Annotated in this window: 27 protein-coding genes; 25 read left to right on the top strand and 2 right to left on the bottom strand. The window is 46.1% G+C overall.

The annotated features are described in order from the left end of the window. The first annotated feature begins 20 nt into the window (after positions 1 to 20). The 5 genes from RIN81_RS08660 to RIN81_RS08640 are packed head-to-tail and all read left to right on the top strand — an operon-like array spanning position 21 to position 5848. Positions 21 to 2108: a (Fe-S)-binding protein gene (locus RIN81_RS08660; RefSeq protein ID WP_309089311.1), complete on the top strand. Its 2088-nt coding sequence runs from the start codon at positions 21 to 23 to the stop codon at positions 2106 to 2108. Between the two features lie 19 nt (positions 2109 to 2127). After that, positions 2128 to 2979 carry a 3-hydroxybutyryl-CoA dehydrogenase gene (locus RIN81_RS08655; protein WP_309089309.1) on the top strand — a complete coding sequence of 284 codons (852 nt, stop codon included), beginning with the start codon at positions 2128 to 2130 and terminating at the stop codon, positions 2977 to 2979. Positions 2980 to 2993: 14 nt separating this feature from the next. Beyond that, positions 2994 to 4067: an acyl-CoA dehydrogenase family protein gene (locus RIN81_RS08650; RefSeq protein ID WP_309089307.1), complete on the top strand. Its 1074-nt coding sequence runs from the start codon at positions 2994 to 2996 to the stop codon at positions 4065 to 4067. Further along, positions 4064 to 5188 (top strand): acyl-CoA dehydrogenase, encoded by a 1125-nt coding sequence (locus RIN81_RS08645; RefSeq protein WP_309089305.1) that lies wholly within the window; start codon positions 4064 to 4066, stop codon positions 5186 to 5188. The genes RIN81_RS08650 and RIN81_RS08645 overlap by 4 nt, the downstream gene beginning before the upstream one ends. A gap of 12 nt (positions 5189 to 5200) precedes the next feature. Next, entirely contained in the window at positions 5201 to 5848 is a 648-nt protein-coding gene (locus RIN81_RS08640) for a TetR/AcrR family transcriptional regulator (protein ID WP_309089303.1), read from the top strand. A 24-nt stretch (positions 5849 to 5872) separates the two neighbouring features. Here the strand turns inward: RIN81_RS08640 and RIN81_RS08635 are convergent, their stop codons facing one another. Further along, entirely contained in the window at positions 5873 to 6820 is a 948-nt protein-coding gene (locus tag RIN81_RS08635; protein ID WP_309089301.1) for a YsnF/AvaK domain-containing protein, read from the bottom strand. 271 nt (positions 6821 to 7091) lie between these two features. Between RIN81_RS08635 and RIN81_RS08630 the strand changes: the two genes are divergently transcribed. From RIN81_RS08630 to RIN81_RS08620, 3 genes are all read left to right on the top strand, one after another. Further along, positions 7092 to 7313, top strand: coding sequence for a hypothetical protein (locus RIN81_RS08630; RefSeq protein ID WP_309089299.1), 222 nt, complete (start codon positions 7092 to 7094; stop codon positions 7311 to 7313). Positions 7314 to 7410: 97 nt separating this feature from the next. Continuing rightward, entirely contained in the window at positions 7411 to 7962 is a 552-nt protein-coding gene (rpoE, locus tag RIN81_RS08625) for a DNA-directed RNA polymerase subunit delta (protein WP_309089297.1), read from the top strand. Positions 7963 to 8125: 163 nt separating this feature from the next. Beyond that, complete coding sequence (locus tag RIN81_RS08620; protein ID WP_251271566.1) at positions 8126 to 9724, top strand: CTP synthase; 1599 nt, start codon at positions 8126 to 8128, stop codon at positions 9722 to 9724. A gap of 101 nt (positions 9725 to 9825) precedes the next feature. Here the strand turns inward: RIN81_RS08620 and RIN81_RS08615 are convergent, their stop codons facing one another. Further along, the gene (locus tag RIN81_RS08615) at positions 9826 to 10332 is read right to left on the bottom strand and encodes a DUF2529 family protein (protein ID WP_309089407.1); all 507 of its coding nucleotides are present in this window, start codon (positions 10330 to 10332) and stop codon (positions 9826 to 9828) included. A gap of 260 nt (positions 10333 to 10592) precedes the next feature. Between RIN81_RS08615 and RIN81_RS08610 the strand changes: the two genes are divergently transcribed. From RIN81_RS08610 to RIN81_RS08530, 17 genes are all read left to right on the top strand, one after another. Next, positions 10593 to 10955, top strand: a complete 363-nt coding sequence (locus tag RIN81_RS08610) for a response regulator (protein ID WP_309089295.1) — start codon at positions 10593 to 10595, stop codon at positions 10953 to 10955. Positions 10956 to 11056: 101 nt separating this feature from the next. Next, on the top strand, positions 11057 to 11914 hold the full coding sequence (locus tag RIN81_RS08605; RefSeq protein ID WP_251271570.1) for a class II fructose-bisphosphate aldolase: 858 nt from the start codon (positions 11057 to 11059) through the stop codon (positions 11912 to 11914). A 156-nt stretch (positions 11915 to 12070) separates the two neighbouring features. Next, entirely contained in the window at positions 12071 to 12718 is a 648-nt protein-coding gene (fsa, locus tag RIN81_RS08600; RefSeq protein ID WP_251271572.1) for a fructose-6-phosphate aldolase, read from the top strand. 95 nt (positions 12719 to 12813) lie between these two features. Then, positions 12814 to 14100: a UDP-N-acetylglucosamine 1-carboxyvinyltransferase gene (locus RIN81_RS08595; protein ID WP_309089293.1), complete on the top strand. Its 1287-nt coding sequence runs from the start codon at positions 12814 to 12816 to the stop codon at positions 14098 to 14100. Between the two features lie 95 nt (positions 14101 to 14195). Next, positions 14196 to 15161, top strand: a complete 966-nt coding sequence (gene glpX / locus RIN81_RS08590) for a class II fructose-bisphosphatase (RefSeq protein ID WP_251271576.1) — start codon at positions 14196 to 14198, stop codon at positions 15159 to 15161. A 125-nt stretch (positions 15162 to 15286) separates the two neighbouring features. Further along, a complete protein-coding gene (gene rho, locus RIN81_RS08585; RefSeq protein ID WP_251271578.1) occupies positions 15287 to 16570 on the top strand; it encodes a transcription termination factor Rho in 1284 nt (427 codons plus the stop codon). Between the two features lie 128 nt (positions 16571 to 16698). Then, positions 16699 to 16911: a 50S ribosomal protein L31 gene (gene rpmE / locus RIN81_RS08580; protein WP_242232746.1), complete on the top strand. Its 213-nt coding sequence runs from the start codon at positions 16699 to 16701 to the stop codon at positions 16909 to 16911. Between the two features lie 290 nt (positions 16912 to 17201). Next, positions 17202 to 17774: a thymidine kinase gene (locus RIN81_RS08575; protein WP_242232747.1), complete on the top strand. Its 573-nt coding sequence runs from the start codon at positions 17202 to 17204 to the stop codon at positions 17772 to 17774. A 17-nt stretch (positions 17775 to 17791) separates the two neighbouring features. Further along, complete coding sequence (gene prfA, locus RIN81_RS08570) at positions 17792 to 18862, top strand: peptide chain release factor 1 (RefSeq protein WP_309089290.1); 1071 nt, start codon at positions 17792 to 17794, stop codon at positions 18860 to 18862. A 3-nt stretch (positions 18863 to 18865) separates the two neighbouring features. After that, positions 18866 to 19711 carry a peptide chain release factor N(5)-glutamine methyltransferase gene (gene prmC / locus RIN81_RS08565; RefSeq protein ID WP_309089288.1) on the top strand — a complete coding sequence of 282 codons (846 nt, stop codon included), beginning with the start codon at positions 18866 to 18868 and terminating at the stop codon, positions 19709 to 19711. A gap of 45 nt (positions 19712 to 19756) precedes the next feature. Continuing rightward, positions 19757 to 20422, top strand: coding sequence for a stage II sporulation protein R (locus RIN81_RS08560; RefSeq protein WP_309089286.1), 666 nt, complete (start codon positions 19757 to 19759; stop codon positions 20420 to 20422). A 93-nt stretch (positions 20423 to 20515) separates the two neighbouring features. Then, complete coding sequence (locus RIN81_RS08555; RefSeq protein ID WP_309089284.1) at positions 20516 to 21556, top strand: L-threonylcarbamoyladenylate synthase; 1041 nt, start codon at positions 20516 to 20518, stop codon at positions 21554 to 21556. 266 nt (positions 21557 to 21822) lie between these two features. Beyond that, entirely contained in the window at positions 21823 to 22344 is a 522-nt protein-coding gene (locus RIN81_RS08550) for a manganese efflux pump MntP (RefSeq protein ID WP_309089282.1), read from the top strand. An 85-nt stretch (positions 22345 to 22429) separates the two neighbouring features. Beyond that, the gene (locus RIN81_RS08545; protein WP_242232753.1) at positions 22430 to 22852 is read left to right on the top strand and encodes a low molecular weight protein arginine phosphatase; all 423 of its coding nucleotides are present in this window, start codon (positions 22430 to 22432) and stop codon (positions 22850 to 22852) included. Beyond that, the gene (locus tag RIN81_RS08540) at positions 22849 to 24138 is read left to right on the top strand and encodes a methyl-accepting chemotaxis protein (RefSeq protein ID WP_309089279.1); all 1290 of its coding nucleotides are present in this window, start codon (positions 22849 to 22851) and stop codon (positions 24136 to 24138) included. The genes RIN81_RS08545 and RIN81_RS08540 overlap by 4 nt, the downstream gene beginning before the upstream one ends. 55 nt (positions 24139 to 24193) lie before the next feature. Beyond that, on the top strand, positions 24194 to 24643 hold the full coding sequence (gene rpiB / locus RIN81_RS08535; protein WP_242232755.1) for a ribose 5-phosphate isomerase B: 450 nt from the start codon (positions 24194 to 24196) through the stop codon (positions 24641 to 24643). After that, a complete protein-coding gene (locus RIN81_RS08530; RefSeq protein WP_309089275.1) occupies positions 24643 to 25221 on the top strand; it encodes a TIGR01440 family protein in 579 nt (192 codons plus the stop codon). The genes rpiB and RIN81_RS08530 overlap by 1 nt, the downstream gene beginning before the upstream one ends. Positions 25222 to 25299 lie beyond the last annotated feature (78 nt).

The following is a 25299-nucleotide window of genomic DNA, read 5'->3' as shown; positions in this document are numbered from 1 at the left end:
GGAAGGGGACGTGAATGAAGATGAACGGATGGCTATGGCTGAATGGGACTGCGGCGCTATTTGTAATCGCTTACTCGGTTTTTTTGTTCATTTATTTATTGAAAACACGTTACACATTCATTCGGCTCGGTAAGAAAGAAGAATGGCATTCCAAAAGAAACGAACGTTTAAAAAACATGATGGTTCATGTGTTTGGCCAGAAAAAATTGCTGAAAGATAGAAAAAGCGGGGCCATTCACGTGATGTTTTTTTATGGCTTTTTGCTTGTACAGCTTGGAGCGCTCGATTTTATTATAAAAGGGGTGGTGCCGGGTGCCCATTTGCCGCTTGGTCCGCTTTACGGCCCATTTACGTTTTTTCAGGAAATGGTTACGCTCGTCATTCTCGCTGCCGTCGTCTGGGCATTTTACCGCCGCTACATTGAAAAGCTCGTTCGCTTAAAGCGTGGCTGGAAAAGCGGTCTTGTGCTCGTCTTTATCGGTTCCCTTATGCTGTCTGTTTTAATAGGGAACGGCATGTGGCTTCTCTGGCAGGAAAAGGCTGTCGGTTTCGGCTGGTCGGAGCCAATTGCCTCGCTCATTGCTATTCCTTTTGCCGAGCTTGCGCAGCCGGCCATCGTTGGTCTGTTTTATGTTATGTGGTGGGTGCATCTTCTAGTGCTGCTCGCTTTTCTTGTGTATGTGCCGCAGTCGAAGCATGCCCATTTGATTGCCGGTCCTGTTAATACGTATATTCACCGGCTCGAACAGGCGGGGACGCTTCGGAAAATTGATTTTGAAGATGAGGCGCAGGAGAGTTTCGGCGCAGGAAGAATAGAAGACTTTACCCGCGCACAGCTGCTTGATTTGTATGCCTGTGTAGAATGCGGCCGCTGTACTTCTATGTGCCCTGCAACCGGAACGGGTAAAATGCTGTCACCAATGGACTTGATTGTGAAGCTGCGCGACCATCTGACCTTTACTGGAGCAGCGGTTACCTCAAAGCAGCCATGGGTCCCGGCATTTGCTTTTTCCAATACAAAGGGCAATCAAATTGCTGAAGGAGCTTTTGTATACAGCCGGCAGCTGATTGGAGACGTAATCACGGAAGAAGAGCTATGGGCCTGTACAACCTGCCGGAATTGTGAAGATCAGTGCCCGGTTATGAATGAACACGTTGATAAAATCATTGATATGCGCCGCTACTTGGTACTGACAGAAGGAAAGATGAACCCGGATGCACAGCGGGCCATGCAAAATATCGAGCGGCAGGGCAACCCGTGGGGACTGAATCGGAAGGACAAAGAAAAGTGGCGGGAGCTGCGCAGTGATGTTTACATTCCGACAATGAAAGAAGCACAAAAAGCGGGAGAGGAGCCGGAATATTTATTTTGGGTCGGCTCTATGGGTGCATTCGACAGCCGAAGCCAGAAGATCGCCCTATCGTTTGCAAGACTGCTCAATGAAGCAGGCATTTCCTTTGCCATTTTAGGCAGCAAGGAAAAAAACTCGGGCGATACGCCTCGGCGCCTCGGCAATGAATTTTTATTCCAGGAACTCGCTGCTGCGAATATATCCGAATTTGAGAAGCATGGTATACGAAAAATTGTAACGATCGATCCGCACGCATATAACTCCTTTAAAAGAGAATATCCAGATTTTGGATTTCAGGCAGAAGTGTACCATCATACCGAGCTGTTAGATATGCTTGTACGGGAAGGAAAGTTGAAGCCGGTGCATCCGGTAAACGAAACAGTCACTTTCCATGATTCCTGTTATCTTGGCCGGTATAATGATATATATGACCCGCCTCGAAATATTCTGGCTGCAATTCCTGGAGTGCGGCTCGTTGAAATGAAACGCAGCCGAGAGAACAGCATGTGCTGCGGGGCAGGAGGAGGCTTGATGTGGATGGAAGAGCATACAGGTCACCGCATTAATGTGGCACGTACGGAGCAGGCGTTAGAGCAGACTCCATCTGTGATCAGCTCGGGCTGCCCGTTTTGCTTAACGATGCTCAGTGATGGGACGAAAGCAAAAGAACTAGAAGAGACGGTTGCCACTTATGATGTGGCTGAGTTGCTGGAGAGGGCTGTTTTAGGGCGACAAAAAGAAGCGGACGTATCTTAATGAAAGGAGGACAGTGCAGGTGAAGATAAGAAAAATCATGGTGATTGGTGCCGGACAAATGGGCGCAGGCATTGCACAGGTATGTGCGCAGGCAGGCTATGAGGTTATTTTATACGATATCAGCCAGGCGAACTTGGAGGAGGGCCGGAAAAGAATCGAAAAAAATTTAGCCCGTCAAGTGGTAAAGAGGCGAATGAGTGAGGAAGAGAAAGGGGATATTCTGGCCAGACTGGAGGGCTCATCTTCTCTTGGCGACGCAGCAGAGGCCGATATGGTGATTGAAGCAGTCGTTGAGAGTATGAACGTAAAGCGGGAGATTTTCTCGCAGCTGGATGAACTCGTCCAAGACCATGCTATTTTGGCTTCTAATACGTCTTCTCTGCCGATTACCGAAATCGCAGCGGCGACGGATCGGCCGGAAAACGTGATTGGCATGCATTTTATGAACCCGGTGCCGGTGATGAGACTCGTTGAAATTGTTCGCGGGCTCGCTACATCGGATGAAGTCCACAAGAAGGTAGAAGAAGTAGCTAGAACGATTGGCAAAGTACCTGTGGAAGTCAATGACTTTCCAGGGTTTGTATCTAACCGGATTTTAATGCCAATGATCAATGAAGCGATTTATGCTCTTTATGAAGGAGCTGCCACAAAAGAAGCCATTGATGATGTCATGAAGCTTGGCATGAATCATCCAATGGGGCCGATTGAGCTGGCGGATTTTATTGGACTGGACACGTGTTTGTCTGTGATGGAGATTTTGCATGAAGGCTTTGGCGATGATAAATACCGGCCATGCCCGCTGCTTCGGAAATATGTAAAAGCTGGCTGGGTCGGTAAAAAAGCAGGGCGCGGGTTTTATATATACGAGTAAAGGAGGCGGGAGGGATGGATCTTGAGCTGACCGGCGTACAGCAGAAAACGCGTGATGCGGCCCGGCACTTTGCAGAAAGCGTGGCGGCAGCCTTTGTTTCACGGATGGAAGCCGGCGAGTTTCCGTACGCACTCGTTCAAAAAATGGCAGAGCATGGACTCATGGGATTGACGGTGCCGAAAGAATATGGCGGTGCCGGGCTTGATTTTGTTTCCTACATTACGGCTGTTCACGAGCTGTCAAAGGTAAGCGCAGCGGCCGGTGTGATTTTGTCGGTTCATACATCCGTCGGTACAGCCCCTATCCTGGCTTTTGGAACGGAGGAACAAAAGAACGCGTATATACCAAAGCTCGCCTCCGGCAAATGGCTCGGTGCTTTTTGTTTAACCGAGCCATCGTCGGGCTCTGATGCCTCTTCTTTAAAAACGACAGCACGCCGCGACGGAGATGCCTATGTTTTAAATGGCTCCAAGCTGTTTGTCACAAACGGCGGGGCAGCGGATTTATATGTTATTTTTGCCAGGTCGGAAGCCGGTATTACGGCTTTTGTAGCCGAAAAAGGTACACCTGGCTTTCTCATTGGCAAGGATGAGAAAAAAATGGGTCTTCACGGGTCAAAAACGACGGCTCTTACCTTTGAAGACATGCGGCTGCCGCTCCAAAACAGACTTGGAGAAGAAGGAAGAGGCTTTCACATTGCAATGTCTAATTTGGACGGTGGCCGGATTGGTATTGCAGCGCAGGCGCTCGGCATCGCAGAAGCGGCTTTTGAGTATGCAAAGAAAAACTGTGCAGGTATAGAGGTGGCTGACATGGCTGTATCGGTTGAGGCAGCCAGGCTGCTTGTCTACCGGGCTGCGTGTTTGCGTGCAGCCGGCCAGTCGTGCGGAAGGGAGGCATCTATGGCCAAGCTTTTTGCTTCAAAAGCAGCGGTTACCATCACAAGCCAATGCATCAACCAGCTTGCCGGAAACGGACCGGCAGAACGGTTTTTCCGCGATGCCAAAGTAACAGAGATTTACGAAGGGACATCGGAGATTCAGCGAATTGTAATCAGCAAGCATTTGGCAAAGGGGATGGGGAGATGAACTTCACATTGTCAGAAGAGCACAGCATGATCCGGAAAATGGTGCGAGATTTCGCAGAAAAAGAAGTTGCACCGTCTGCTGCCGAGCGCGATGAAGAAGAGCGCTTTGATTCAGGGATTTTTCACAAAATGGCGGAACTCGGCTTAACAGGAATCCCGTGGCCGGAAGCATATGGAGGAATCGGCAGTGACTATCTTGCTTACTGTGTGACCATTGAAGAACTCTCGCGTGTATGCGCTTCAACGGGTGTTACCCTGTCGGCTCATACCTCACTGGCCAGCTGGCCGATTTACGCGTTTGGAACAGAGAAGCAAAAAAAGAAATATTTAAAGCCGCTGGCCCATGGAGAAAAAATAGGGGCTTATGCACTGACGGAACCCGAAAGCGGTTCAGATGCGGCCAGCATAAAAACAACGGCTCATCGTGACGGCGCCTTCTTTGTTTTAAATGGCTCTAAGATCTTTATTACAAACGGAGGCATTGCTGACTTATATATTGTTTTTGCGAAAGCAGAGGAAGGGATGACCGCTTTTATCGTAGAAAAACACTTTAATGGATTTTCAACTGGAAAAAAAGAGAAGAAAATGGGCATCCGTTCGTCCCCTACTACAGAAATTATCTTTGACAATTGCCGCGTTCCGATAGAAAATGTATTAGGTGAAATTGGAAGCGGTTTTAAAATAGCGATGAAAACACTTGACGGCGGCCGCAATGGTATTGCAGCCCAGGCGGTCGGGATTGCACAGGGAGCGCTGGATGCGGCACTTTCCTATGCAAGAGAGCGCAGGCAGTTTGGAAAACCCATTATGGCGAACCAGGGCATTTCATTTAAACTTGCCGATATGGCGACATCCGTTGAGGCGGCGAGACTGCTGACTTATCAAGCAGCCTGGCTGGAATCGGAAGGCCTTCCATACGGAAAAGCATCGGCTATGTCTAAGCTCATGGCTGGTGATACGGCTATGTACGTAACGACGGAAGCTGTTCAAATTTTCGGAGGCTACGGGTATACAAAAGATTATCCGGTTGAGCGATTTATGCGCGATGCGAAAATTACCCAGATTTATGAAGGGACACAGGAAATTCAGCGTCTTGTTATTTCCAGGTTTTTATCAACGTAAGGCGGTGTGAAGATGGAACGAACGAAACGGCCGGTGCCTACTTCGGTTAAAGACACACAACTGATTGAAAAACGGCGGGCTGAGATGATCCGCGGTTCTGTGCAACTATTTAAGCAAAAAGGATTTCATCGGACGACAACCCGTGAAATTGCAAAAGCAGCCGGCTTCAGTATTGGAACATTGTATGAATATATTCGGACCAAAGAAGATGTGCTGTATCTTGTTTGCGACAGTATTTACGATCAAGTAAAGGGCCGGATCGAGCAAATGGATCTTGAACAGGGGACACTTGAAAATCTTAAGCTTGGTATCAGTCACTTCTTTCACGTGATTGATGAGATGCAGGATGAAGTTCAAGTATTATATCAAGAGGTAAAATCCCTTTCAAAGGATGTCCTTCCATATGTATTAGAAAAAGAAGAAGAAATGACAGCGATGGTGGAAAAGCTTATTCAGCAGTGTGTTGAAAATGGTGTACTCGATATGGATAAAGACCATGTTCGTGTGCTGGCGCAAAACATTTTTGTACTGGGACAAATGTGGGGCTTCCGCCGTTGGATGCTTCAGGAGAATTTTGAGCTGGAGGAATACATTAACCTGCAGATAAACTTATTGTTTGAAGGCATAAAAGGATATGAAAAAAAAGCCGCCCTCAAATGAGGACGGCTTTTGCTGCCTTTTTATTTATAGTAAACCGCGCTTGCGTTCTGAACGCAGTCTTTCATCATCGTCTTCGTCAATGTGTGCTTCTTCACGGCGTACGGTGTCACGAACTGTTTCGGTATCTTCTACTTTTCGTTTACCGACAACGATTTCTTCGGTTACAACCGGTTTTTTCGTTACTTCAACACGCTCTTCCGTAACAGGAACCCGGATTGTTTCCGTGTCTTCTTCAAATGCACGATCACCAAATGCAGACACATCGCTGTCATTTACTGGACGGCGCTCTACATACACTTCTTCACGCTCGACCGGTACATCAATGACCTGCTCTTCTTCCACTACTTCTTTTTCTACTTGAACTTCACCTGTTTGCACACGCTCTTTGCTTACATTTAAGCGCTCTTCATGAAGGCGAAGCTTTTCTTCCTCGCTCAGGTTGTCTGTTAGAGTACGGTCTGTATCAAACGTTGCGTTGTCGCCTAGGTTTGTATCCGTCAAGCCTGTCGCTGAACGGCCAGTTCTTGTTGAATCAAGGCCATCATAATCGATTGGATCCAAAGTTTCTCCATCCAAGTCTGCCCTGTTTCCATTTGCAAGGCCTACTGTGCTGCTTGGATCATAATCGCTGCCATAACGGGTTCCGTAATCACGGTCTACATAAAGCAGCATGCCGCCATTTTCAATTTCGCTGTAGTAGCGGTCCGCTTCTGCATCGGAAAGACCCATGTTACGGAATCCTTCGCGAATTGGATCTACGCCCGATAAGAAGGACATGAAGCGATCTCCCCAAGAGCCGCCTGCTGTTTCGATTTCAGCGTTTGTGCGTCCTCTTACCATTGATACCGCATCTTTATCTTTTACAGTAATATACATGTCTTCTTCTGCATATCCATTTGCTCTAAGCTCATCAATTTTTGCTAGTAAATCTGTTTCATTGTGGTATACGCCAATAAAGTTTTTGTTTTCCATGATAGTGTTACCTCCTGAAAGATTTAATGTTTTGCTGTTCTGTTTTTTGTATACCCGGTGCTTTACAGGTAAAACAATTTCAAGCAAATTTGGTCACAATGATGCATATTTGTACTAAAAGTTTCTTTTTTGGTGAAAATAAGGATGAGGCTGCTTTATTTCTCCAGAAAAAAGGGAATAATTATAATTAAATTTACATTCCCTACATATCCCTATTATAGTAAGAAGAGATAATAGAGTAGGAAAATGTCGAAGGAAAGGGTGGGGAAGTGTGAGACAGTTTCTTATCTGCGTAACCATTGCAGCCGTTGCGGTCGGTTCTTATTGGCTTTACATAAAACAATTAGGTGCTGTGCCATTCCTGCTTCTTTCATTTTTCTTCTTCTATAAAGCCTACGAAGAGATAACAGGGAAAGCGAAAAAACGCCGTGAACGCAAGCAAATGAGTCCGTCCATCGCTCCTGCAGGAAAAAAAGCAGAAATCATCACATAAATATAGCGTAGAGGCCTTCTTTTTGTTTATAATGGAGAATATGCCAAAAACGTTTTTGCTCTTTTTTTGGGCGTGCAAATAGAGAAGGGAAGTGCGGATGGTGAGCTTGCAACAACATTCGAAAGAAGAATTAAAGGAAATGTCATTTCTTGAACTGGCGCATTTGATCCTTGCCGATAAGCGGGAGCCGGTTGCATTTAACGATTTACTGTCTGAAATTCAAAAGCATCTGGAAATTTCAGAGCAGGAAGTAAAAGGCCGTATGGTTCAATTTTACACAGATTTAAACATCGACGGCAGCTTTTTGCCACTTGGTGAAAACCGCTGGGGACTTCGTGCATGGTATCCAGTTGAAAAACTGGAAGAAGAAACAACAAATGCACCAGTGAAAACGCGCAAGAAAAAAGCGAAAAAAGCAGTGGAAGATGATTTCGAAGAAGACATTCTTGAAGACGAAGACGATCTGATCGATTTCGAAGAAGAAGGCTTTGACGATGAAGAAGAAGATATTGATCTGGATGACGATCTAGAAGATGATGATCTGGAAGATGATTTAGACGTTGATATCGAAGAAGACCTTGATGAAGAAGAAGAAGACTTTGAAGAAGAAGAAGGCGCCGAGGACGAGTACGACCTTGACGATAAATAAAGCAGAATCTTCTCTTGACTATTTCATGCGTGAATTGTAGTATGTTATTTGGGCTCTTTACGAGACGAAGAATTTAGTCGATAACGCTCCTCTTACTGAGAAGTAAGTGGGGCGTTTTTTGTATTTTTTTGAGCATTATAACCATTGAAGGAGGACGTTCATTTTGACGAAATATATTTTCGTAACAGGCGGCGTTGTGTCATCTCTTGGAAAAGGAATCACGGCTGCATCTCTCGGCCGATTATTGAAAAATCGTGGGTTAAAGGTATTCATCCAAAAATTTGACCCATACATTAACGTGGATCCGGGAACGATGAGCCCGTATCAGCACGGTGAAGTGTTTGTTACAGATGACGGGGCAGAGACGGATCTTGACCTCGGCCACTACGAGCGCTTTATCGATATTAACTTAACAAAACTAAGTAATATCACAACAGGGAAAGTATACTCAACCGTTCTTCGCAAAGAACGCCGCGGTGAGTATCTTGGCGGTACGGTTCAGGTAATCCCGCACATTACGAATGAAATTAAAGACCGCGTGTTCCGTGCTGGCAAAGAATCAGGCGCGGATGTTGTCATTACGGAAATCGGCGGTACGGTCGGTGATATTGAATCCCTCCCATTCTTAGAAGCGATTCGCCAAATTAAAAGTGATGTTGGCCAGGATAATGTATTGTACATTCACTGTACGCTTATTCCGTATTTAAAAGCAGCCGGTGAAATGAAAACAAAGCCGACACAGCACAGCGTAAAAGAGCTGCGCAGCTTAGGAATCCAGCCAAATATTATCGTCGTTCGGACAGAAATGCCAATTTCACAGGATATGAAAGATAAGCTTGCACTGTTTTGTGATATCGCAAAAGAAGCGGTTATTGAAGCGACAGATGCTGACACGCTTTATGCAGTGCCGCTTATGCTTCAAAAGCAAAACATGGACGAACTTGTTTGCCGCCTGTTGAAAATGCAATGCCATGAAGCGGACATGACCGAGTGGAGTGCACTCGTTGATAAAGTACGCAACCTGCCGAACAAAGCCCGTATTGCCCTTGTCGGAAAATATGTTGAATTGCAGGATGCTTACATTTCTGTTGCCGAGTCTCTTAAGCATGCTGGTTATCAATTTGATACAGATATCGAGATCGACTGGGTGAACTCTGCTGAATTAACAGAGGAAAATGCAGCAGAGCGTTTAGAAGGTGCAGCAGGCATCCTTGTTCCGGGCGGATTTGGTGATCGCGGTATCGATGGAAAATTAGCTGCGATTCGCTATGCACGTGAAAATAAAGTGCCGTTTTTCGGTATCTGCCTTGGCATGCAGCTTGCATCAATTGAATATGCACGCAACGTATTGAACTTGAAAGATGCTCATTCAGCAGAAATTGTGCCGAATACACCATATCCAATCATTGATCTTCTGCCTGAACAAAAAGACATCGAAGATCTTGGAGGCACACTCCGCCTAGGTCTTTACGCATGTAAATTAAAACCTGAAACGCTGGCGCGTGCGGCTTACAATGAGGAAATTGTATACGAGCGTCATCGCCACCGTTATGAATTTAACAATGAATTCCGCGAGCAAATGGAGAAAGAAGGCTTTATTTTCTCCGGTACAAGCCCAGATGGACGTCTTGTAGAAATCGTAGAAATCGCGGATCATCCGTGGTTCGTCGCTGCGCAATTCCATCCGGAATTTACGTCGCGTCCAACTCGTCCACAGCCGTTATTTAGAGAATTCGTACGAGCTTCAATCGAACACAGCTAATAAAAAACAGGACCGCCTTTTGCGCCGGTCCTGTTTTTTATATGTAATGACTGAAACCCGATAGAAATAAAGTTTTTCTTTTTTAAGCTGGCCGGGCACTGTCACTCATACTCAGCCATCATTTCCTCGATCGTCATTTTTAATAGGAAGTAAACGTACAAACCGACAATCGACGAAGGGAATCCTGTCCGGCCGCCTTCTTCGTCAGGCAGCAGCCCTTTTGTCAGGCGCAGATCAATAAACACGTCTGCTGCTTCCTCAATGCCCGCTGCTTCCCGTTTAGAGGTGATAGCAGCGAACGGGATATTGCCGCTTTGCAGTTCCTTGGCCAGGCCAAGAGCTTCCGCATCATCGGAAAAGCGGGTGGCAATCAGCACACGATCTGCTTCGGTTAAGCGGGCATCCTCTGTCCACTTGCGGATGTCAGGCAGCCTCTCGGCACCATGAATCGCTTCTGCTTCAAGAGCAGCCATTTCGCCGAATCCCTTCATATAAATAGTTCCTTCGCCAAGCAGCCCTTGAGACAGGAGGCGTCCCGCATCTTCGATGGCGAATTCCTCTTTTTCACTAATCCGTTTCAGCAGTCCGGTCAACTGCGTCGTAAACATTTTTGACAACCATAATCACTTCTTTCGTTTTCTTTATTATAGTGAAGTTCTCCTAAAAACGCACACGTCCTGTGTGCAACGGAGAACCCAGAACGTCCTGTTCAAGTAAGTTCTCCTAAAAATGCACACGTCCTGCGTGCAACGGGGAACCCAGAACATCCTGTTCAAATAAAATGAAAAAGGGAATTTGCAGGGTTCTGTCGAATGTAACAAACAAAAGGATAAAAACGGAAGGCGCTATATTTAGGAGGAAGATAAAGATGGCAGCAACAATTCTTATAGTGGACGATCAATATGGAATCAGAATTTTGTTGAATGAAGTATTGAAAAAAGAAGGGTATCAAACTCTTCAGGCAGCAAATGGACCGGAAGCAATTCAGCTGGCGAGAGAAAATGTTCCGGATTTAGTGCTGCTTGATATGAAAATTCCAGGTATGGATGGTATTGAAATTTTAAAGCGGATGAAGGCAGAAAATCCAAACATCCGGGCCATTATTATGACGGCTTACGGAGAACTGGATATGATTCAGGAAGCAAAGAATATCGGCGCCATTATGCATGTTCCGAAACCATTTGATATTGATGATATCCGCAAAACCATCAAAGAGCATTTAACGCTTTAACGGAATAAGTAAATTGTGTTGGTAATAAAAAGATGAATTTGATATGATACTAATGTGGTTTTTTTCATGAAGCAAACATTTCCCTTAGAGGAGGAAACAAAATGCCATTAGTATCAATGAAAGAAATGTTAAATACTGCGAAAGAAAAGAAATACGCAGTAGGCCAATTCAACCTAAACAACCTTGAGTTCACTCAAGCGATTCTTCAAGCAGCTGAAGAAGAAAAATCACCAGTTATCCTTGGTGTGTCTGAAGGCGCGGCTCGCTACATGGGCGGATTCAAAACAGTTGTGAAAATGGTAGAAGGATTAATGGAAGACTACGGTACGACAGTACCTGTTGCCATTCACCTTGACCACGGTTCAAGTTTCGAAAAATGTAAAGAAGCGATCGATGCAGGATTTACATCTGTTATGATCGATGCTTCACACCATCCATTTGAAGAAAACGTTGCTACAACTTCTAAAGTTGTTGAATATGCACATTCAAAAGGTGTTTCAGTTGAAGCGGAACTTGGTACAGTTGGCGGACAAGAAGACGATATCGTTGCTGAAGGTGTTATTTATGCAGATCCGCAAGAGTGCGAAGAGCTTGTAAAACGCACAAACATCGACTGCCTTGCACCAGCACTTGGTTCTGTTCACGGTCCTTACAAAGGCGAGCCAAACCTTGGCTTTGCTGAGATGGAAGCGATCGGAAATGCAACAGGTCTTCCACTTGTTCTTCACGGCGGTACAGGCATTCCAACAAAAGACATCGAAAGATCAATCTCTCTTGGAACAGCTAAAATCAACGTAAATACAGAAAACCAAATCGCTTCTGCAAAAGCAGTTCGTGAAGTACTTGCTGCAAAACCAGAAGAGTACGATCCACGTAAATATCTTGGACCAGCTCGCGATGCAATTAAAGCGACAGTTGCCGGTAAAATGCGTGAATTTGGTTCTTCAGGCCAAGCGTAAGAGGCTTACAGCAAAGGCGCTGCATGATGACGCAGTTTAGCCTTTGAGCGATTCTGCATGCCTATAACAAAACAAATAACGACAAGAACCGCCTTTTTTAACGAATAGGCGGTTGTTGTTTATATTATAAAATGAACTGAAAAGAGGGAATATTTAATGAAATTCTTTATTGACACAGCCAACATCGATGAAATCCGCGAAGCACATTCTTGGGGCATTCTCTCCGGCGTTACAACAAATCCATCATTGGTTGCAAAAGAAACCATTCCATTCCATGACCGTCTTCGTGAAATTACGGAGCTTGTTTCAGATTCAGTAAGTGCAGAAGTTATTGCGCTTGATGCAGAAGGCATGATTAAAGAAGGCCGCGAACTGGCTCAAATCGCGCCAAACATTACAGTAAAAGTACCAATGACGCCGGAAGGCTTGAAAGCGGTCGCAGTGTTCGCTAAAGAAGGCATTAAAACAAATGTTACACTCATTTTCAGTGCTAACCAAGCGTTGATGGCAGCGCGTGCCGGTGCTACATACGTTTCACCATTCCTTGGCCGTTTAGATGATATCGGACAGGATGGACTTGAGTTGATCGAGACGATTGCAGATATTTTTGCCATCCATGGCATCGAAACAGAAATTATCGCAGCATCGATCCGTCATCCACAGCATATTACAGCAGCAGCGCTAAAAGGGGCGCATATTGCGACAACTCCTTACAAAGTATTGGCTCAGCTGTTTAAACACCCGTTAACGGATAAAGGTATCGAAGGATTCCTGGCTGATTGGGAAAATCGTAAAGCGAAGTAAGAATTGTACATGAGACCATTTTTATCGGTTAAACTACGATTACCAAGAAAGCTTTCCCGCTTTCCGTTTACGCAGAAAGAAGGGAGTACAACATGATGGAAAAGTTAAAGATTGAAGGCGGCCATTCTTTAAAAGGCACAATTAAGGTGGACGGCGCAAAAAACAGCGCCGTTGCCCTTGTACCGGCTGCTATTTTGGCGGAATCTCCGATTACAATCGATGGATTGCCGGATATATCCGATATTCATATGTTAAAAGGTCTTTTGGAGGAAGTTGGCGGAGAGGTTACGTTTGAAGATGGGGAAATGAGAATTGATCCGACAAACATGACTGCTATGCCGCTGCCAAATGGAAAAGTCAAAAAGCTCCGTGCTTCTTATTACTTAATGGGTGCCATGCTTGGCCGTTTTAATAAAGCGGTCATTGGCTTGCCTGGCGGCTGCCATCTCGGCCCTCGTCCAATTGACCAGCATATTAAAGGGTTTGAAGCACTCGGTGCCGAAGTAACAAATGAACAAGGCGCGATTTATTTACGCGCAAATGAACTGCGCGGTGCCAGAATTTATTTGGATGTAGTCAGTGTGGGGGCAACCATTAATATCATGCTGGCAGCGGTTCGTGCCAAAGGCCAGACGATTATCGAAAACGCGGCAAAAGAGCCGGAAATTATTGATGTGGCAACGCTTCTGTCAAATATGGGTGCAAAGATTAAAGGAGCCGGCACGGACGTGATTCGTATTGATGGCGTAGAGCGTCTGCATGGCTGCCGTCATTCCATTATTCCGGACCGTATTGAAGCGGGTACGTTTATGATTATGGCAGCAGCGGCAGGAGAAGGCGTCATTGTCGATAATGTTATTCCACTGCATATGGAGTCGCTAACGGCTAAGCTGCGTGAAATGAATGTGCCGATTGAAATCGGAGAAGACCGCATTTTTGTTGGAAAAGCCCAGAACCTTAAAACCGTTGATATTAAAACACTTGTTTATCCGGGGTTTGCAACCGATCTTCAGCAGCCGTTCACGTCGCTTTTAACAAGAGCATCAGGTTCGGCTATTGTAACCGATACGATTTATCCAGCGCGTTTCAAGCATATTGACGAGCTGCGCCGTATGGGAGCCAATGTGAAAACGGAAGGACGCTCTGCTATCATTAACGGTCCTGTTCAGCTTCAAGGAGCAAAAGTGAAAGCCAGCGATCTGCGCGCTGGTGCAGCACTTGTGATAGCCGGTTTAATGGCAGATGGCATTACGGAAGTAACGGGTCTCGAGCATATTGACCGCGGCTACAGCAAGCTGGCTGAAAAGCTGACAGCTCTCGGCGCTAATATTTGGCGGGAAGAAATGACAGAAGAAGAGTACAGTGAAATAAAAAGTTCATAGTATTAAGCGAAACAACTGGTAAATGTGTTACAATATATAAAAAATATGTAGCATAATGCTGTTGTTTGTTCGTCGCAGGGGGAGGCAGGAGAGTAATGGAGAGAAGTTTATCGATGGAACTAGTCCGCGTTACAGAAGCGGCTGCACAAGCATCAGCACGCTGGATGGGCCGTGGCCTGAAGGACGAAGCGGATGGTGCAGCAACATCAGCAATGCGGGATGTGTTCGATACGATCCCGATGAAAGGGACAGTCGTGATCGGTGAAGGCGAAATGGATGAAGCCCCAATGCTTTATATTGGCGAGAAGCTTGGAAACGGCTATGGGCCACGTGTGGATGTAGCTGTTGATCCTCTTGAAGGAACAAATATTGTCGCAGCCGGCGGCTGGAATGCGCTGGCTGTTTTAGCAGTAGCAGATGCCGGAAACCTGTTGAATGCGCCTGATATGTACATGGATAAAATTGCCGTCGGACCTGAAGCTGTCGGTATGATCGACATTAACGCCTCTGTGACGGACAACCTAAGAGCTGTTGCCAAAGCGAAAAACAAAGATATTGAAGATGTGGTGGCCACGGTTTTGAACCGCGAGCGCCATCAGCATATTATTGCCGAGTTGCGCGAAGCCGGCGCTCGTATTAAACTAATTAATGACGGTGATGTTGCTGCGGCAATTAATACAGCGTTTGATAAAACAGGCGTTGATATTTTATTTGGTTCGGGCGGCGCACCAGAAGGTGTTATTTCTGCTGTTGCATTGAAAGCGCTTGGCGGGGAAATTCAAGGACGTTTGCTGCCGCAGTCTGATGCTGAGCTTGAACGATGCATGAGAATGGGTCTTGACGTGAATAAAGTTCTTCGGATGGAAGACCTTGTCCGCGGCGACGACGCTATTTTTGCGGCAACCGGTGTAACAGACGGTGAATTGCTGCGCGGTGTTCAATTTAAAGGCAAATACGCAGAAACACAATCTGTCGTTATGCGTGCCAAATCAGGTACGGTCCGTTTTGTAGATGGACGTCACAGCTTGCACAAAAAACCTAACCTTGTTATTAAACCATAAGCATACCAACAGCGGTGCAGCCGGTCCGGTTCTCCGCTGTTTTGTTTGATTTGCCCACTTGTTTGTCATGCTTCATCGTCACCCCTCCCTTCTATCAAATCAATTTAATAAAGTGTGGTGCCATAATGGAAGAACTTACAATCAATCATCTTGAAAACTTAAAATTAAAAGAGTTATACGAACTTGCCAAAACGTACAAAATCTCCTACTATAGCAAGCTCACCAAAAAAGAACTGATTTTTGCTATCCTAAAAGCGCGCGCTGAGCAGCAAGGCTTCTTCTTTATGGAAGGAGTGCTTGAAATCATTCAGTCGGAAGGCTTTGGTTTCCTTCGTCCGATTAACTACTCAGCCAGCTCGGAAGATATTTATATTTCAGCTTCTCAAATTCGCCGTTTTGATCTTCGAAACGGGGACAAAGTATCCGGAAAAGTTCGTCCGCCAAAAGAAAATGAACGGTATTACGGACTTCTACATGTAGAAGCGGTCAATGGAGAAGATCCGGAAACAGCAAAGGAACGGGTTCATTTTCCAGCGCTTACGCCGCTTTACCCGGACCGCCAAATCGAGCTTGAACTTGAGTCCAGACACTTGTCTACCCGGATTATGGATTTGGTTTCGCCGGTGGGGTTTGGCCAGCGCGGCTTGATTGTTGCACCGCCGAAAGCTGGGAAAACAATGCTGTTAAAAGAAATTGCCAATTCGATCTCGGCCAACCATCCGGAAGCAGAGCTGATTGTTCTGCTTATTGATGAGCGCCCGGAAGAAGTAACGGATATCGAGCGCTCGGTGCAAGCTGAAGTCGTTAGTTCGACATTTGATGAAGTGCCGGAAAACCACATTAAAGTGGCAGAACTTGTACTTGAACGCGCCATGCGTCTCGTTGAGCATAAGCGGGATGTCATCATCCTTATGGATTCTATTACACGACTGGCTCGTGCATACAACCTTGTGATTCCGCCGAGCGGCCGTACCTTATCCGGCGGTATTGATCCGGCAGCTTTTCACCGCCCAAAACGCTTTTTTGGTGCCGCGCGCAATATTGAGGAAGGCGGCAGCTTAACGATTTTGGCCACGGCTCTTGTTGATACGGGCTCACGTATGGATGATGTGATTTACGAAGAGTTTAAAGGGACGGGCAATATGGAACTGCACCTTGACCGTTCACTTGCCGAGCGCCGTGTGTTCCCGGCCATCGATATTCGCCGTTCGGGTACGCGCAAAGAAGAGCTGTTGATTGGCAAAGAACAGCTTGATATGGTCTGGGCAATTCGTAAAACAATGTCAGATGCGCCAGACTTGGCGGATAAAGTATTGCGCCGTCTGCGCCAGACAAAAAGCAACGAGGAATTTATTGCCCAGCTGCTTGCTGAAACAAAGAAAAATGGCGCCTCAAAAAAAATGCTGTAACCTAATTGCAATTTTTGAGGGTGCCTGCTATAATGTGATTTATGTGAATGAAATAAATAATTAGGATTAACACCTAATTATATTTAACTCTGTTTCGGAATGACTCAGGGCGGAAGGAGAGAAAAAAGATGCAAGCAGGAATTCATCCTAACTACAAAACTGCACTTGTTAAATGTGCATGCGGTAACGAGTTTGAAACTGGTTCAGTTAAAGACGAGATCCGCGTAGAGGTTTGCTCTGAATGCCATCCATTCTACACTGGTCGTCAGAAATTTGCTGACGCAGGCGGACGTGTGGATCGCTTCAACAAAAAATACGGCCTTAAAGATCAAGCAAGATAATGATAAAAGGGACAGGCAAGGAGTGCAAACTGCTTGCCTGTTTTTTTGTATGTAAAAATAAGAAAAGGTAAGATTTTTATGCTGTCTAGCTTCAAGCGGCCAGCCCCTCTGTCATAAGCCGCCATGGCTATGTGGGCAAAGAGCGCCACTTCGCCGGTTCGTCTTATGCCTGCCGGGCCTGAACGGCCGCCTTATGCTTAGGCACGCAGGATGCGGGTCATAAAGGCGTTACGACATGATGTTGTGTTTTTAGCCTTTGATCTTTGATATAAAATGGAGGGACAGGCAGGATGGCCCAGCTTTTTTTTAAATATGGTGCGATGAATAGCGGCAAGTCGATTGAAATTTTAAAGGTTGCCAATAACTATGAAGAACAAAATAAGGGCGTGCTTTTGTTTACGTCAGGTCTCGATACCCGGGATGAAGTTGGCTACATTTCAAGCCGTGTAGGCCTGCGGCGTCCAGCGCGTCCGATCTTCGCGGATACAAACGTATTTGAAGAGGTGCGAAGAGATCCATCATCGCCATCATGTATTCTGGTAGATGAAGTGCAGTTTCTATCAAAGAAGCACGTGCTGCAGCTCGCCCAGATTGTGGACGAACTCAACATTCCGGTTATGGGATTCGGCTTGAAAAATGATTTTCAAAACGAGCTGTTTGAAGGAAGCCAGTATATGCTTATTTACGCGGATAAAGTAGAAGAAATGAAAACGATCTGCTGGTTTTGTGAGCGAAAAGCAACGATGAATCTGCGCGTGGATGAAGAAGGAAAGCCTGTGTATACAGGGGAACAAATTCAAATCGGCGGCAACGATACCTATTATCCGGTTTGTCGGAAATGCCATCAAAACCCGCCGCTTTAACAAACGAGGTGTAGACAATGTTTGATCGATTGCAGGCAGTAGAAGACCGATACGAAAAATTAAATGAACTGCTTAGTGACCCGGATATTGTAAATGATCCGGCTAAGCTTCGCGATTATTCTAAAGAACAATCAGATATTCAAGAAACAGTGGAAGTATACCGGCAGTACAAAGAAGCAAAAGAACAATATGCCGATGCGAAAGCGATGCTTGAAGACAAGCTGGATGCTGAAATGCGGGAAATGGTTAAAGAAGAAATGAGCGAGCTGGAAGGTACGCTTTCTGATCTGGAAGACCGGATGAAAATTTTGCTTATACCGAAAGATCCAAATGACGATAAAAACGTTATTATGGAAATTCGCGGCGCTGCTGGAGGCGATGAAGCGGCTCTGTTTGCTGGCGATCTGTACCGGATGTATTCACGGTATGCAGAAGCGAACAATTGGAAAATTGATGTGATCGAAGCGAGTACAACCGGGGTTGGCGGCTACAAAGAAATTATTTTTATGATTAATGGCCGCGGTGCTTACTCTAAATTAAAGTACGAAAACGGCGCCCACAGGGTACAGCGTGTACCGGAAACAGAATCCGGCGGGCGTATTCACACGTCTACAGCGACTGTTGCGGTTATGCCGGAAACAGAAGAAGTTGAAGTGGAAGTGCACGATAAAGACATCCGGGTGGATACGTTCGCATCAAGCGGACCGGGCGGCCAGTCCGTCAATACGACGATGTCTGCTGTCCGGCTGACACATTTGCCAACTGGCATCGTTGTCTCCTGCCAGGATGAAAAATCACAAATTAAAAACAAAGAAAAAGCGATGAAAGTTCTTCGTGCACGTATTTACGATAAGTTTCAAAAAGAAGCGCAGGCAGAATACGACGCTGTCCGCAAATCAGCCGTAGGTACCGGTGACCGCTCGGAGCGGATCCGCACGTACAATTTTCCGCAAAACCGCGTAACCGATCACCGTATCGGGTTGACGATTCAAAAGCTTGATCAAATTCTTGAAGGCAAAGTCGGCGAAGTAATTGATGCTCTTATCGTAGAAGATCAGTCAAGCCGTCTTGAAAACCTGGAGGATTAATAAGTGGAACAAAAAATATATGAAGCCCTAAAATGGGCTTCTTCTTATTTAGTCGAGCACAGCCGCGATGCGAATGCGGGCGAACTGTTGATGAAGCATGTAATGGGTGTAAGCCGCTCCGCTCTATTGGCGAGGATGCATGATCCACTGACACCAGAGCAGTGGGATGCTTTTTCAAAAATGGTCCAACGCCATGCAGAAGGAGTGCCGGTCCAGCATTTGATTGGCATGGAAGAGTTTTATGGACGGTCGTTTATTGTAAACAACCATGTTTTAATCCCGCGGCCCGAAACAGAAGAGCTTGTGTATCATGCAATTGAAAAAATAAAAAAAATAAAGAGCCCGGTGATTGTGGATATTGGAACAGGGAGCGGTGCAATTGCCGTAACCATGAAAGCTGAACGGCCGGATGCTTCTGTCTACGCGGTGGATTTATCCCCGGAAGCATTGCAGACGGCAGCCCAAAATGCCGATATTCTCGATGCGGACGTGACATTTTGGCATGGCGACCTGGCAGAACCGCTCATCAAGCAAGGGCTATTGGTGGATGTACTGCTGTCGAACCCGCCGTACATTCCGGCCTGGGAGCGGGAAACATTGTCCACAGTGGTGGTGGATCATGAGCCGCATATGGCATTGTTTGGTGGGGAAGACGGGCTTGATTTGTACCGAAGGCTGGCCCAACAGCTGCCGCTTGTTATGAAGCCGGGAGGAATTGTCGGCGTGGAAACAGGTGCTGGTCAAACCGAAGACGTTGCCGCTCTTTTTCAGGCGGCTTTCCCAGATGGGACAGTAAGCATTATGTATGATATTAATAAAAAAGATAGAATGGTATTTTTGCACGTTTAAGATGATTCCTTTCCGGCGATACTGATTGCCGGGAGGGATGATAAAATGAAAACAAAAATTCTTATTCTATATGTATATGGACTTTCAGCTGCCATTTGCTTTATGATGTATTTTGCCCCGTCTGATCCCGCTGCGGGCGGTATTCCAGAAGAGGCAATCCGTATCAGGGTCGTTGCGCATGACAACAGCCGATCAGAGCAGGAAAGAAAAGAGCGTGTGCACCTTGCGGTTGCTGAGCAAATCAGCAAGTGGGCGGCGTATGCGCATTCACCAGGGGAAGCGCGTACCTTGATCGGAGAAAATATAAAAGAAGTGAAAGAAATCGCCGTAAAGACGGCGGGTGGTGCACCTGTTGATGTTTCGCTGGGCAAGGAAGCATTTCCTGCCAAGCAGTATGGCCGTTATGTATATCCACCGGGCGATTATGAATCGCTTGTTGTCACCATTGGGGATGGACGTGGGGATAACTGGTGGTGTTTACTGTATCCATCGTTTTGTTTTCCAGAAGAAAAAGAAGAAGATCCGGGATATAAATGGGCGGTTATTGAGTTATGGGATCATTTAAAAGAAGATGATAATTCAAAAGAAAGGGAAAAAGCCCTTGCGATGCAAGAAAATCTGGATTTATTATGTGAGAAAGTAAAGGAAAGTCCACAGTCATCCACACAGTTATACACAACCGGGGATAAGTTACACACATATTGTGAATAACTTTGTTTATAACAAAGCTGAAAGTCGATTTATATATAGAATTAAGTAGAGTATTCTTAGATTTTGTAAATAAAAAAAGCAAAGGTGACGAATATGGAGACGAAATACTGGTTTGTGGATAACTATGAGGAAATTCATCAACATTATCCACAAATAAAAGAAGCAGCCGAGCTTATCCGAAGAGGAGAGGTAGTCGCATTTCCTACAGAAACCGTGTATGGCCTGGGGGGACAGGTAAAACTGGATAACGCTGTGGACAAAATTTTTAAAGCAAAAGGTCGGCCATCTGATAATCCGCTTATTGTCCACATTGCGGCCAAAAAAGATGTGGACGAACTAGCTCATTCTATTCCATCCTATGCACGCAAGCTGATGGAGGCGTTTTGGCCGGGTCCGCTGACAGTTATTGTTCTAAAAAAAGATGGTGTTCTGTCTGAGCGGGTCACCGCCGGTCTTAATACGGTAGCTCTTCGAATGCCCAATCATCCAGCAGCGCTTGCTTTAATTAAAGAAGCAGGAGTGCCAGTAGCGGCGCCGAGCGCGAATCGTTCAGGAAAACCGAGCCCGACCACGGCTCAGCATGTGCTCGATGACTTAAAGGGACGGATTGCCGGAGTGGTAGATGCAGGTGAAACAGGAGTCGGATTGGAATCTACTGTCGTTGACTGCACAGGTGATTATCCGATTGTCCTGCGGCCGGGCGGCGTAACCGAAGCGGATATTAAAGCAGTAGCTGGAAAAGCCTATACAAATACCGTTTTAAAGAAACAGGAAGACGCCCCGAAGGCGCCGGGAATGAAATATACACATTATGCGCCTGAAGCACCTCTTTACATAATGGAAGGAACGGCTCAAGCTATTCAGAAAAAAGTAGATGAATGGAAGAAAGAAGGCAAAAAAGTCGGCGTGCTGGCCGCATCAGAAAATGCAGCCTTATATAAAGCGGAGGCTGTTATTGCGTGTGGAAGCAGAAGTGACTTATCTTCGGTTGCCAGAGAATTGTACGGGGCACTCCGGGCATTTAATGAAAAGCCGGTTGATATAATCATTGCCGAAGCGTTTCCGACAGAAGGCGTCGGTGCAGCCATTATGAACAGGCTTGAAAAAGCAGCGGGACATAAATGGATCAAATGAAAAAAGCAGGCTGACCAGACAGCCTGCTTTTTTCATTTGATGCGCAGGCCTTGTTCAGCGGTCTGCTGTGTGAGAAATATACATCAAATAAAATGGAATCAAAACCAGATTTTCCTATCCTTAAGCATAACCATGGGCAGCAGTGTCCTATACAGCAGCTAAAAGATTGTTTTGCATACGAAAAAAGTAAATCTGAGAGCTTGTTTATCATTATGATTCCTGCCTGGCGCCGGTTATAGAAAACACCGCCCGGCATATAGATAAGCATGGATATTTTTATTTTATCATTAGCACTGTCGGCAGACGCATTTGGTGCAGCCCTGGCTATTGGAATGAGACGTATGGGATTATGGGACAAAATCAAGCTGAGTGCTGCAGTCGGTATTATGCATGTGATCCTACCTGCTGCCAGCATGACAGCAGGTAACTTCCTGCACGGAAGATTTGGGGATATTCTGTTTTCAGCGGGCGGGCTGGTTCTTGTCATTACCGGTCTGCAGATGGTGCTTTCCTTTTTCAGGCAGGAAGAACAAGAAAAGCCAGCCGGTATCGGTATAATGCTGTTTGCCTTCGGAGTAAGTATGGACAGCTTTTCAACGGGATTGTCGCTTGGTGTGCTTGGGATGGACAAGTCCATAGCGGTGATGAGCTTTGGTGTATTCTCGGGCGTCATGACCATGGCCGGCCTGCTTCTCAGCAGCCGGATTAGTACAGCAGCGGGAAAGGTTGGAGAAGCAGCCGGAGGTGTGTTTTTATTATTAATTGGGTTAAAATGGATATTTACATGATGAAGTCCTTTTCAAATAGAAAAGGACTATTTTACTGTAATTTAATCCATTATAATGAAAGAAAACGTATGCAAAGGTGGTCACCATGAAAATTTTATTCGTATGCACGGGCAATACATGCCGCAGTCCAATGGCGGAAGCCATTTTACGCCAAAAGAAGCCAGACTGGGAAGTGAAATCAGCTGGATTGTACGCGAGTCCAGGCGCACCTGCTTCAAGGGGAACGACTGTTGTTTTAAATGAAAAAGGGATTCCGCACAATCACGCCGCCGCCCAAGTCACAGAAGAACTGCTCAAATGGGCAGATCTTGTCATGACGATGACATCGTCACATAAACAGCTGATTGACGTTCATTTCCCGCAGTTTCGGGATAAAGTAAGACCGCTGAAGGAAGCGGACGGAGACGTAGTCGATCCATTTGGCGGTCCAGACGCGGAGTACCGAAAAACATTTGAAGAGCTTGATTACTACATAAGCAGATGGCTGGAGAGAGAATCCGAAAAATGAGAGAAAAAAAGGCGTATTCATTCAGCGTTCGAAAAAAACTGGTTCTGCTTGTGACGCTGCTTGCCCTTATTACGTATACCTTCAGTGCATTATTTATGTATTTTATTTATCCGGCTTACTTTTCGCATATAAACGAAATGGCTTTTACGATTGCTACACTTGCGTTCGGTATTTTTTGGTCAGCTGTGTTAGCTTATTTTGCCGCGGCTTATTTTGTAAAGCCGATTATCCGGCTTGAAGCAGCCGCTCGGAAGGCGGCTTCAGGAAGAATTGAACAAAAAGTCGCTCTTCCAAATAGTGATGATGAAATTCGTGCACTCGCTTCAGCATTTAACGAGATGCTTACAAATTTACGAATGATGGTACAAAGCATCGAAAGCAACTTTGCTACTACAGATGAAAGCGTCGGCCATATCGCACAGATCAGCGGCCAGGCGGTGCATCAGGCTGGGAGCATGGCACAAACAGCAGAGGAAATTGCCAGCGGTGCCGAAAGTTCCGCTCTTGCTGTACAGGCAACAGCAGAAGCAATGGAAGAAGTAGCCGAAATTGCTGGAGATGTACAAAGGAAAGCGAGAGAGTCCGCCCAAAAAGCGGAGAGTATGGTTGGCGAGCTGGACACAAGCAGAGAAACATTTCAATTGCTTATCTCTGGAATGGACGGGCTTGCGGCTGACAATATGGAGTCGCTGGAAGCGGTTCGGTCGCTCGAAGAAAATGCCCGCAAGGTCGGCAGCGTGATCAGCCTGGTAGGAGATATTGCTGCTCAAACCAATCTACTGGCACTCAATGCGTCCATTGAAGCGGCACGCGCCGGGGAACATGGAAAAGGGTTTGCTGTAGTAGCAGAAGAAGTCCGCAAGCTTGCAGATGAAAGTGCCACAGCGGTCAAAAGCATTTCTGACCTTGTAAAGCAGATTCAGCTTGAAGTCGATCATGTTGTTCAGAAAATTACGGATCAGGCAAAGGCGGCAGAAGAAGGGGTTCAAAAAGGAGCGTCGGCTCAGGAAGCGATTGGCCAAATTGGCGCAGCGATTATGAGTATGGCTGCCGAAGTCGAGGGAATTTCTGCGCTTGTCGATCGGCAGATGGGCAAAATTGAACAAACGACGCACCAGTCTCAAGAAGTAGCTGCCATTGCTGAAGAAACCTCTGCTAGAGCAAATGAAGTGACCCATGCGGCACAGATGCAGTCAGATGTAATTCATGAAATCGGCAGCATCAGCCAAAAGCTGGAGGAGCAGGCAGCTGCGCTCAAGTCTGTCATTACACGTTTTAAACTGTAGTTTCCCTGCGAAGTATGAGAAAATAAAACAAAAAAGCTTGAGAGGAGTCTTGGATATGAAGGTAGCCATCGCATCAGATCATGGCGGAATCAATATTCGCGAAGAAATCAAAACACTAATGGAAGAACTCGGCATTGAGTATGAGGATTTTGGCTGTGAGTGCGCCACATCCGTTGATTATCCAGACTACGCTCTTCCAGTAGCGGAAAAAGTCGCCGCAGGTGAATTTGACCGCGGCATTTTAATTTGCGGAACAGGCATTGGGATGTCCATTGCAGCCAATAAAGTAAAAGGAGCCCGCTGTGCGCTTGTGCATGATGTATACAGCGCTAAACTGACACGCCAGCATAACGATACAAATTTAATTGCAATGGGCGAGCGCGTGATTGGACCGGGGCTTGCACGGGAAATTGCCCAAATGTGGCTGACAACTGATTTTGAAGCCGGACGCCATGCCACGCGGATCGGCAAAATTGCCGAATATGAAGAAAGAAGCGGACAGTAATGGATCGGCTTACGGTTTGGAAACAGGAACTTGAGTCCCTTCTTTCAGAGCTGCAGGAACAAGCTCAATTTCAAAAAGGACAGCTGTTTATTGTAGGCTGTTCTACATCGGAAGTAGCCGGCGGCCGGATTGGTACAGCTGGTACAGATGAGACAGCAGCTGCTCTTTATAAGGTGCTGCAGGCCTTCGCGGAAAAAACAGGTGTTCATTTAGCTTTTCAATGCTGTGAGCATTTAAATAGAGCAGTCGTAATGGAACGAGAAGCGGCACAGCGATTCGGCTATGAAGAAGTAGCCGCTGTGCCGGTGCGGACTGCCGGCGGAGCCATGGCTGCTTATGCCTACCGGCAAAAAAACTGTGTACTCGTTGAATTCGTTAAAGCGGACGGTGGAATTGATATTGGCGATACATTAATCGGTATGCACTTAAAACATGTAGCCGTGCCGGTCCGGACGTCGGGAAATTCAGTCGGCGCTGCGCATGTCACCATGGCCAGAACACGTCCTAAATTGATCGGCGGGCCGAGGGCGGTATATGAAAAAACGAATGTAAATGATTTCGACGGAACAGAATGTTAAGAAATGAGCTCGTTTTCAAAAAGAAAAAGCTCGTTTTTTAACGAAAAAGCGTAAAAAAACAAAAAATGCGGTTGAAAG

Origin of the sequence: Domibacillus sp. (assembly GCF_031181085.1) — a bacterium.
Classification (GTDB): Bacteria; Bacillota; Bacilli; order Bacillales; family Domibacillaceae; genus Domibacillus.
The sequence above is the reverse complement of the archived record's forward strand: the minus strand, read 5'-3'. Positions and strand labels throughout refer to the sequence as shown.

Coding starts and splice junctions, on each gene's coding strand:
- RIN81_RS08640 (WP_309089303.1), top strand. CDS start 5,201: ATGGAACGAACGAAACGGCCGGTGCCTACTTCGGTTAAAGACACACAA.
- rpmE (WP_242232746.1), top strand. CDS start 16,699: ATGCAAGCAGGAATTCATCCTAACTACAAAACTGCACTTGTTAAATGT.
- rpoE (WP_309089297.1), top strand. CDS start 7,411: ATGGTGAGCTTGCAACAACATTCGAAAGAAGAATTAAAGGAAATGTCA.
- RIN81_RS08595 (WP_309089293.1), top strand. CDS start 12,814: ATGGAAAAGTTAAAGATTGAAGGCGGCCATTCTTTAAAAGGCACAATT.
- RIN81_RS08540 (WP_309089279.1), top strand. CDS start 22,849: ATGAGAGAAAAAAAGGCGTATTCATTCAGCGTTCGAAAAAAACTGGTT.
- RIN81_RS08650 (WP_309089307.1), top strand. CDS start 2,994: ATGGATCTTGAGCTGACCGGCGTACAGCAGAAAACGCGTGATGCGGCC.
- rho (WP_251271578.1), top strand. CDS start 15,287: ATGGAAGAACTTACAATCAATCATCTTGAAAACTTAAAATTAAAAGAG.
- RIN81_RS08645 (WP_309089305.1), top strand. CDS start 4,064: ATGAACTTCACATTGTCAGAAGAGCACAGCATGATCCGGAAAATGGTG.
- RIN81_RS08575 (WP_242232747.1), top strand. CDS start 17,202: ATGGCCCAGCTTTTTTTTAAATATGGTGCGATGAATAGCGGCAAGTCG.
- RIN81_RS08615 (WP_309089407.1), bottom strand. CDS start 10,332: ATGTTTACGACGCAGTTGACCGGACTGCTGAAACGGATTAGTGAAAAA.
- prfA (WP_309089290.1), top strand. CDS start 17,792: ATGTTTGATCGATTGCAGGCAGTAGAAGACCGATACGAAAAATTAAAT.
- glpX (WP_251271576.1), top strand. CDS start 14,196: ATGGAGAGAAGTTTATCGATGGAACTAGTCCGCGTTACAGAAGCGGCT.
- RIN81_RS08610 (WP_309089295.1), top strand. CDS start 10,593: ATGGCAGCAACAATTCTTATAGTGGACGATCAATATGGAATCAGAATT.
- RIN81_RS08545 (WP_242232753.1), top strand. CDS start 22,430: ATGAAAATTTTATTCGTATGCACGGGCAATACATGCCGCAGTCCAATG.
- rpiB (WP_242232755.1), top strand. CDS start 24,194: ATGAAGGTAGCCATCGCATCAGATCATGGCGGAATCAATATTCGCGAA.
- fsa (WP_251271572.1), top strand. CDS start 12,071: ATGAAATTCTTTATTGACACAGCCAACATCGATGAAATCCGCGAAGCA.
- RIN81_RS08660 (WP_309089311.1), top strand. CDS start 21: ATGAACGGATGGCTATGGCTGAATGGGACTGCGGCGCTATTTGTAATC.
- RIN81_RS08530 (WP_309089275.1), top strand. CDS start 24,643: ATGGATCGGCTTACGGTTTGGAAACAGGAACTTGAGTCCCTTCTTTCA.
- RIN81_RS08560 (WP_309089286.1), top strand. CDS start 19,757: ATGAAAACAAAAATTCTTATTCTATATGTATATGGACTTTCAGCTGCC.
- RIN81_RS08635 (WP_309089301.1), bottom strand. CDS start 6,820: ATGGAAAACAAAAACTTTATTGGCGTATACCACAATGAAACAGATTTA.
- RIN81_RS08550 (WP_309089282.1), top strand. CDS start 21,823: ATGGATATTTTTATTTTATCATTAGCACTGTCGGCAGACGCATTTGGT.
- RIN81_RS08555 (WP_309089284.1), top strand. CDS start 20,516: ATGGAGACGAAATACTGGTTTGTGGATAACTATGAGGAAATTCATCAA.
- RIN81_RS08605 (WP_251271570.1), top strand. CDS start 11,057: ATGCCATTAGTATCAATGAAAGAAATGTTAAATACTGCGAAAGAAAAG.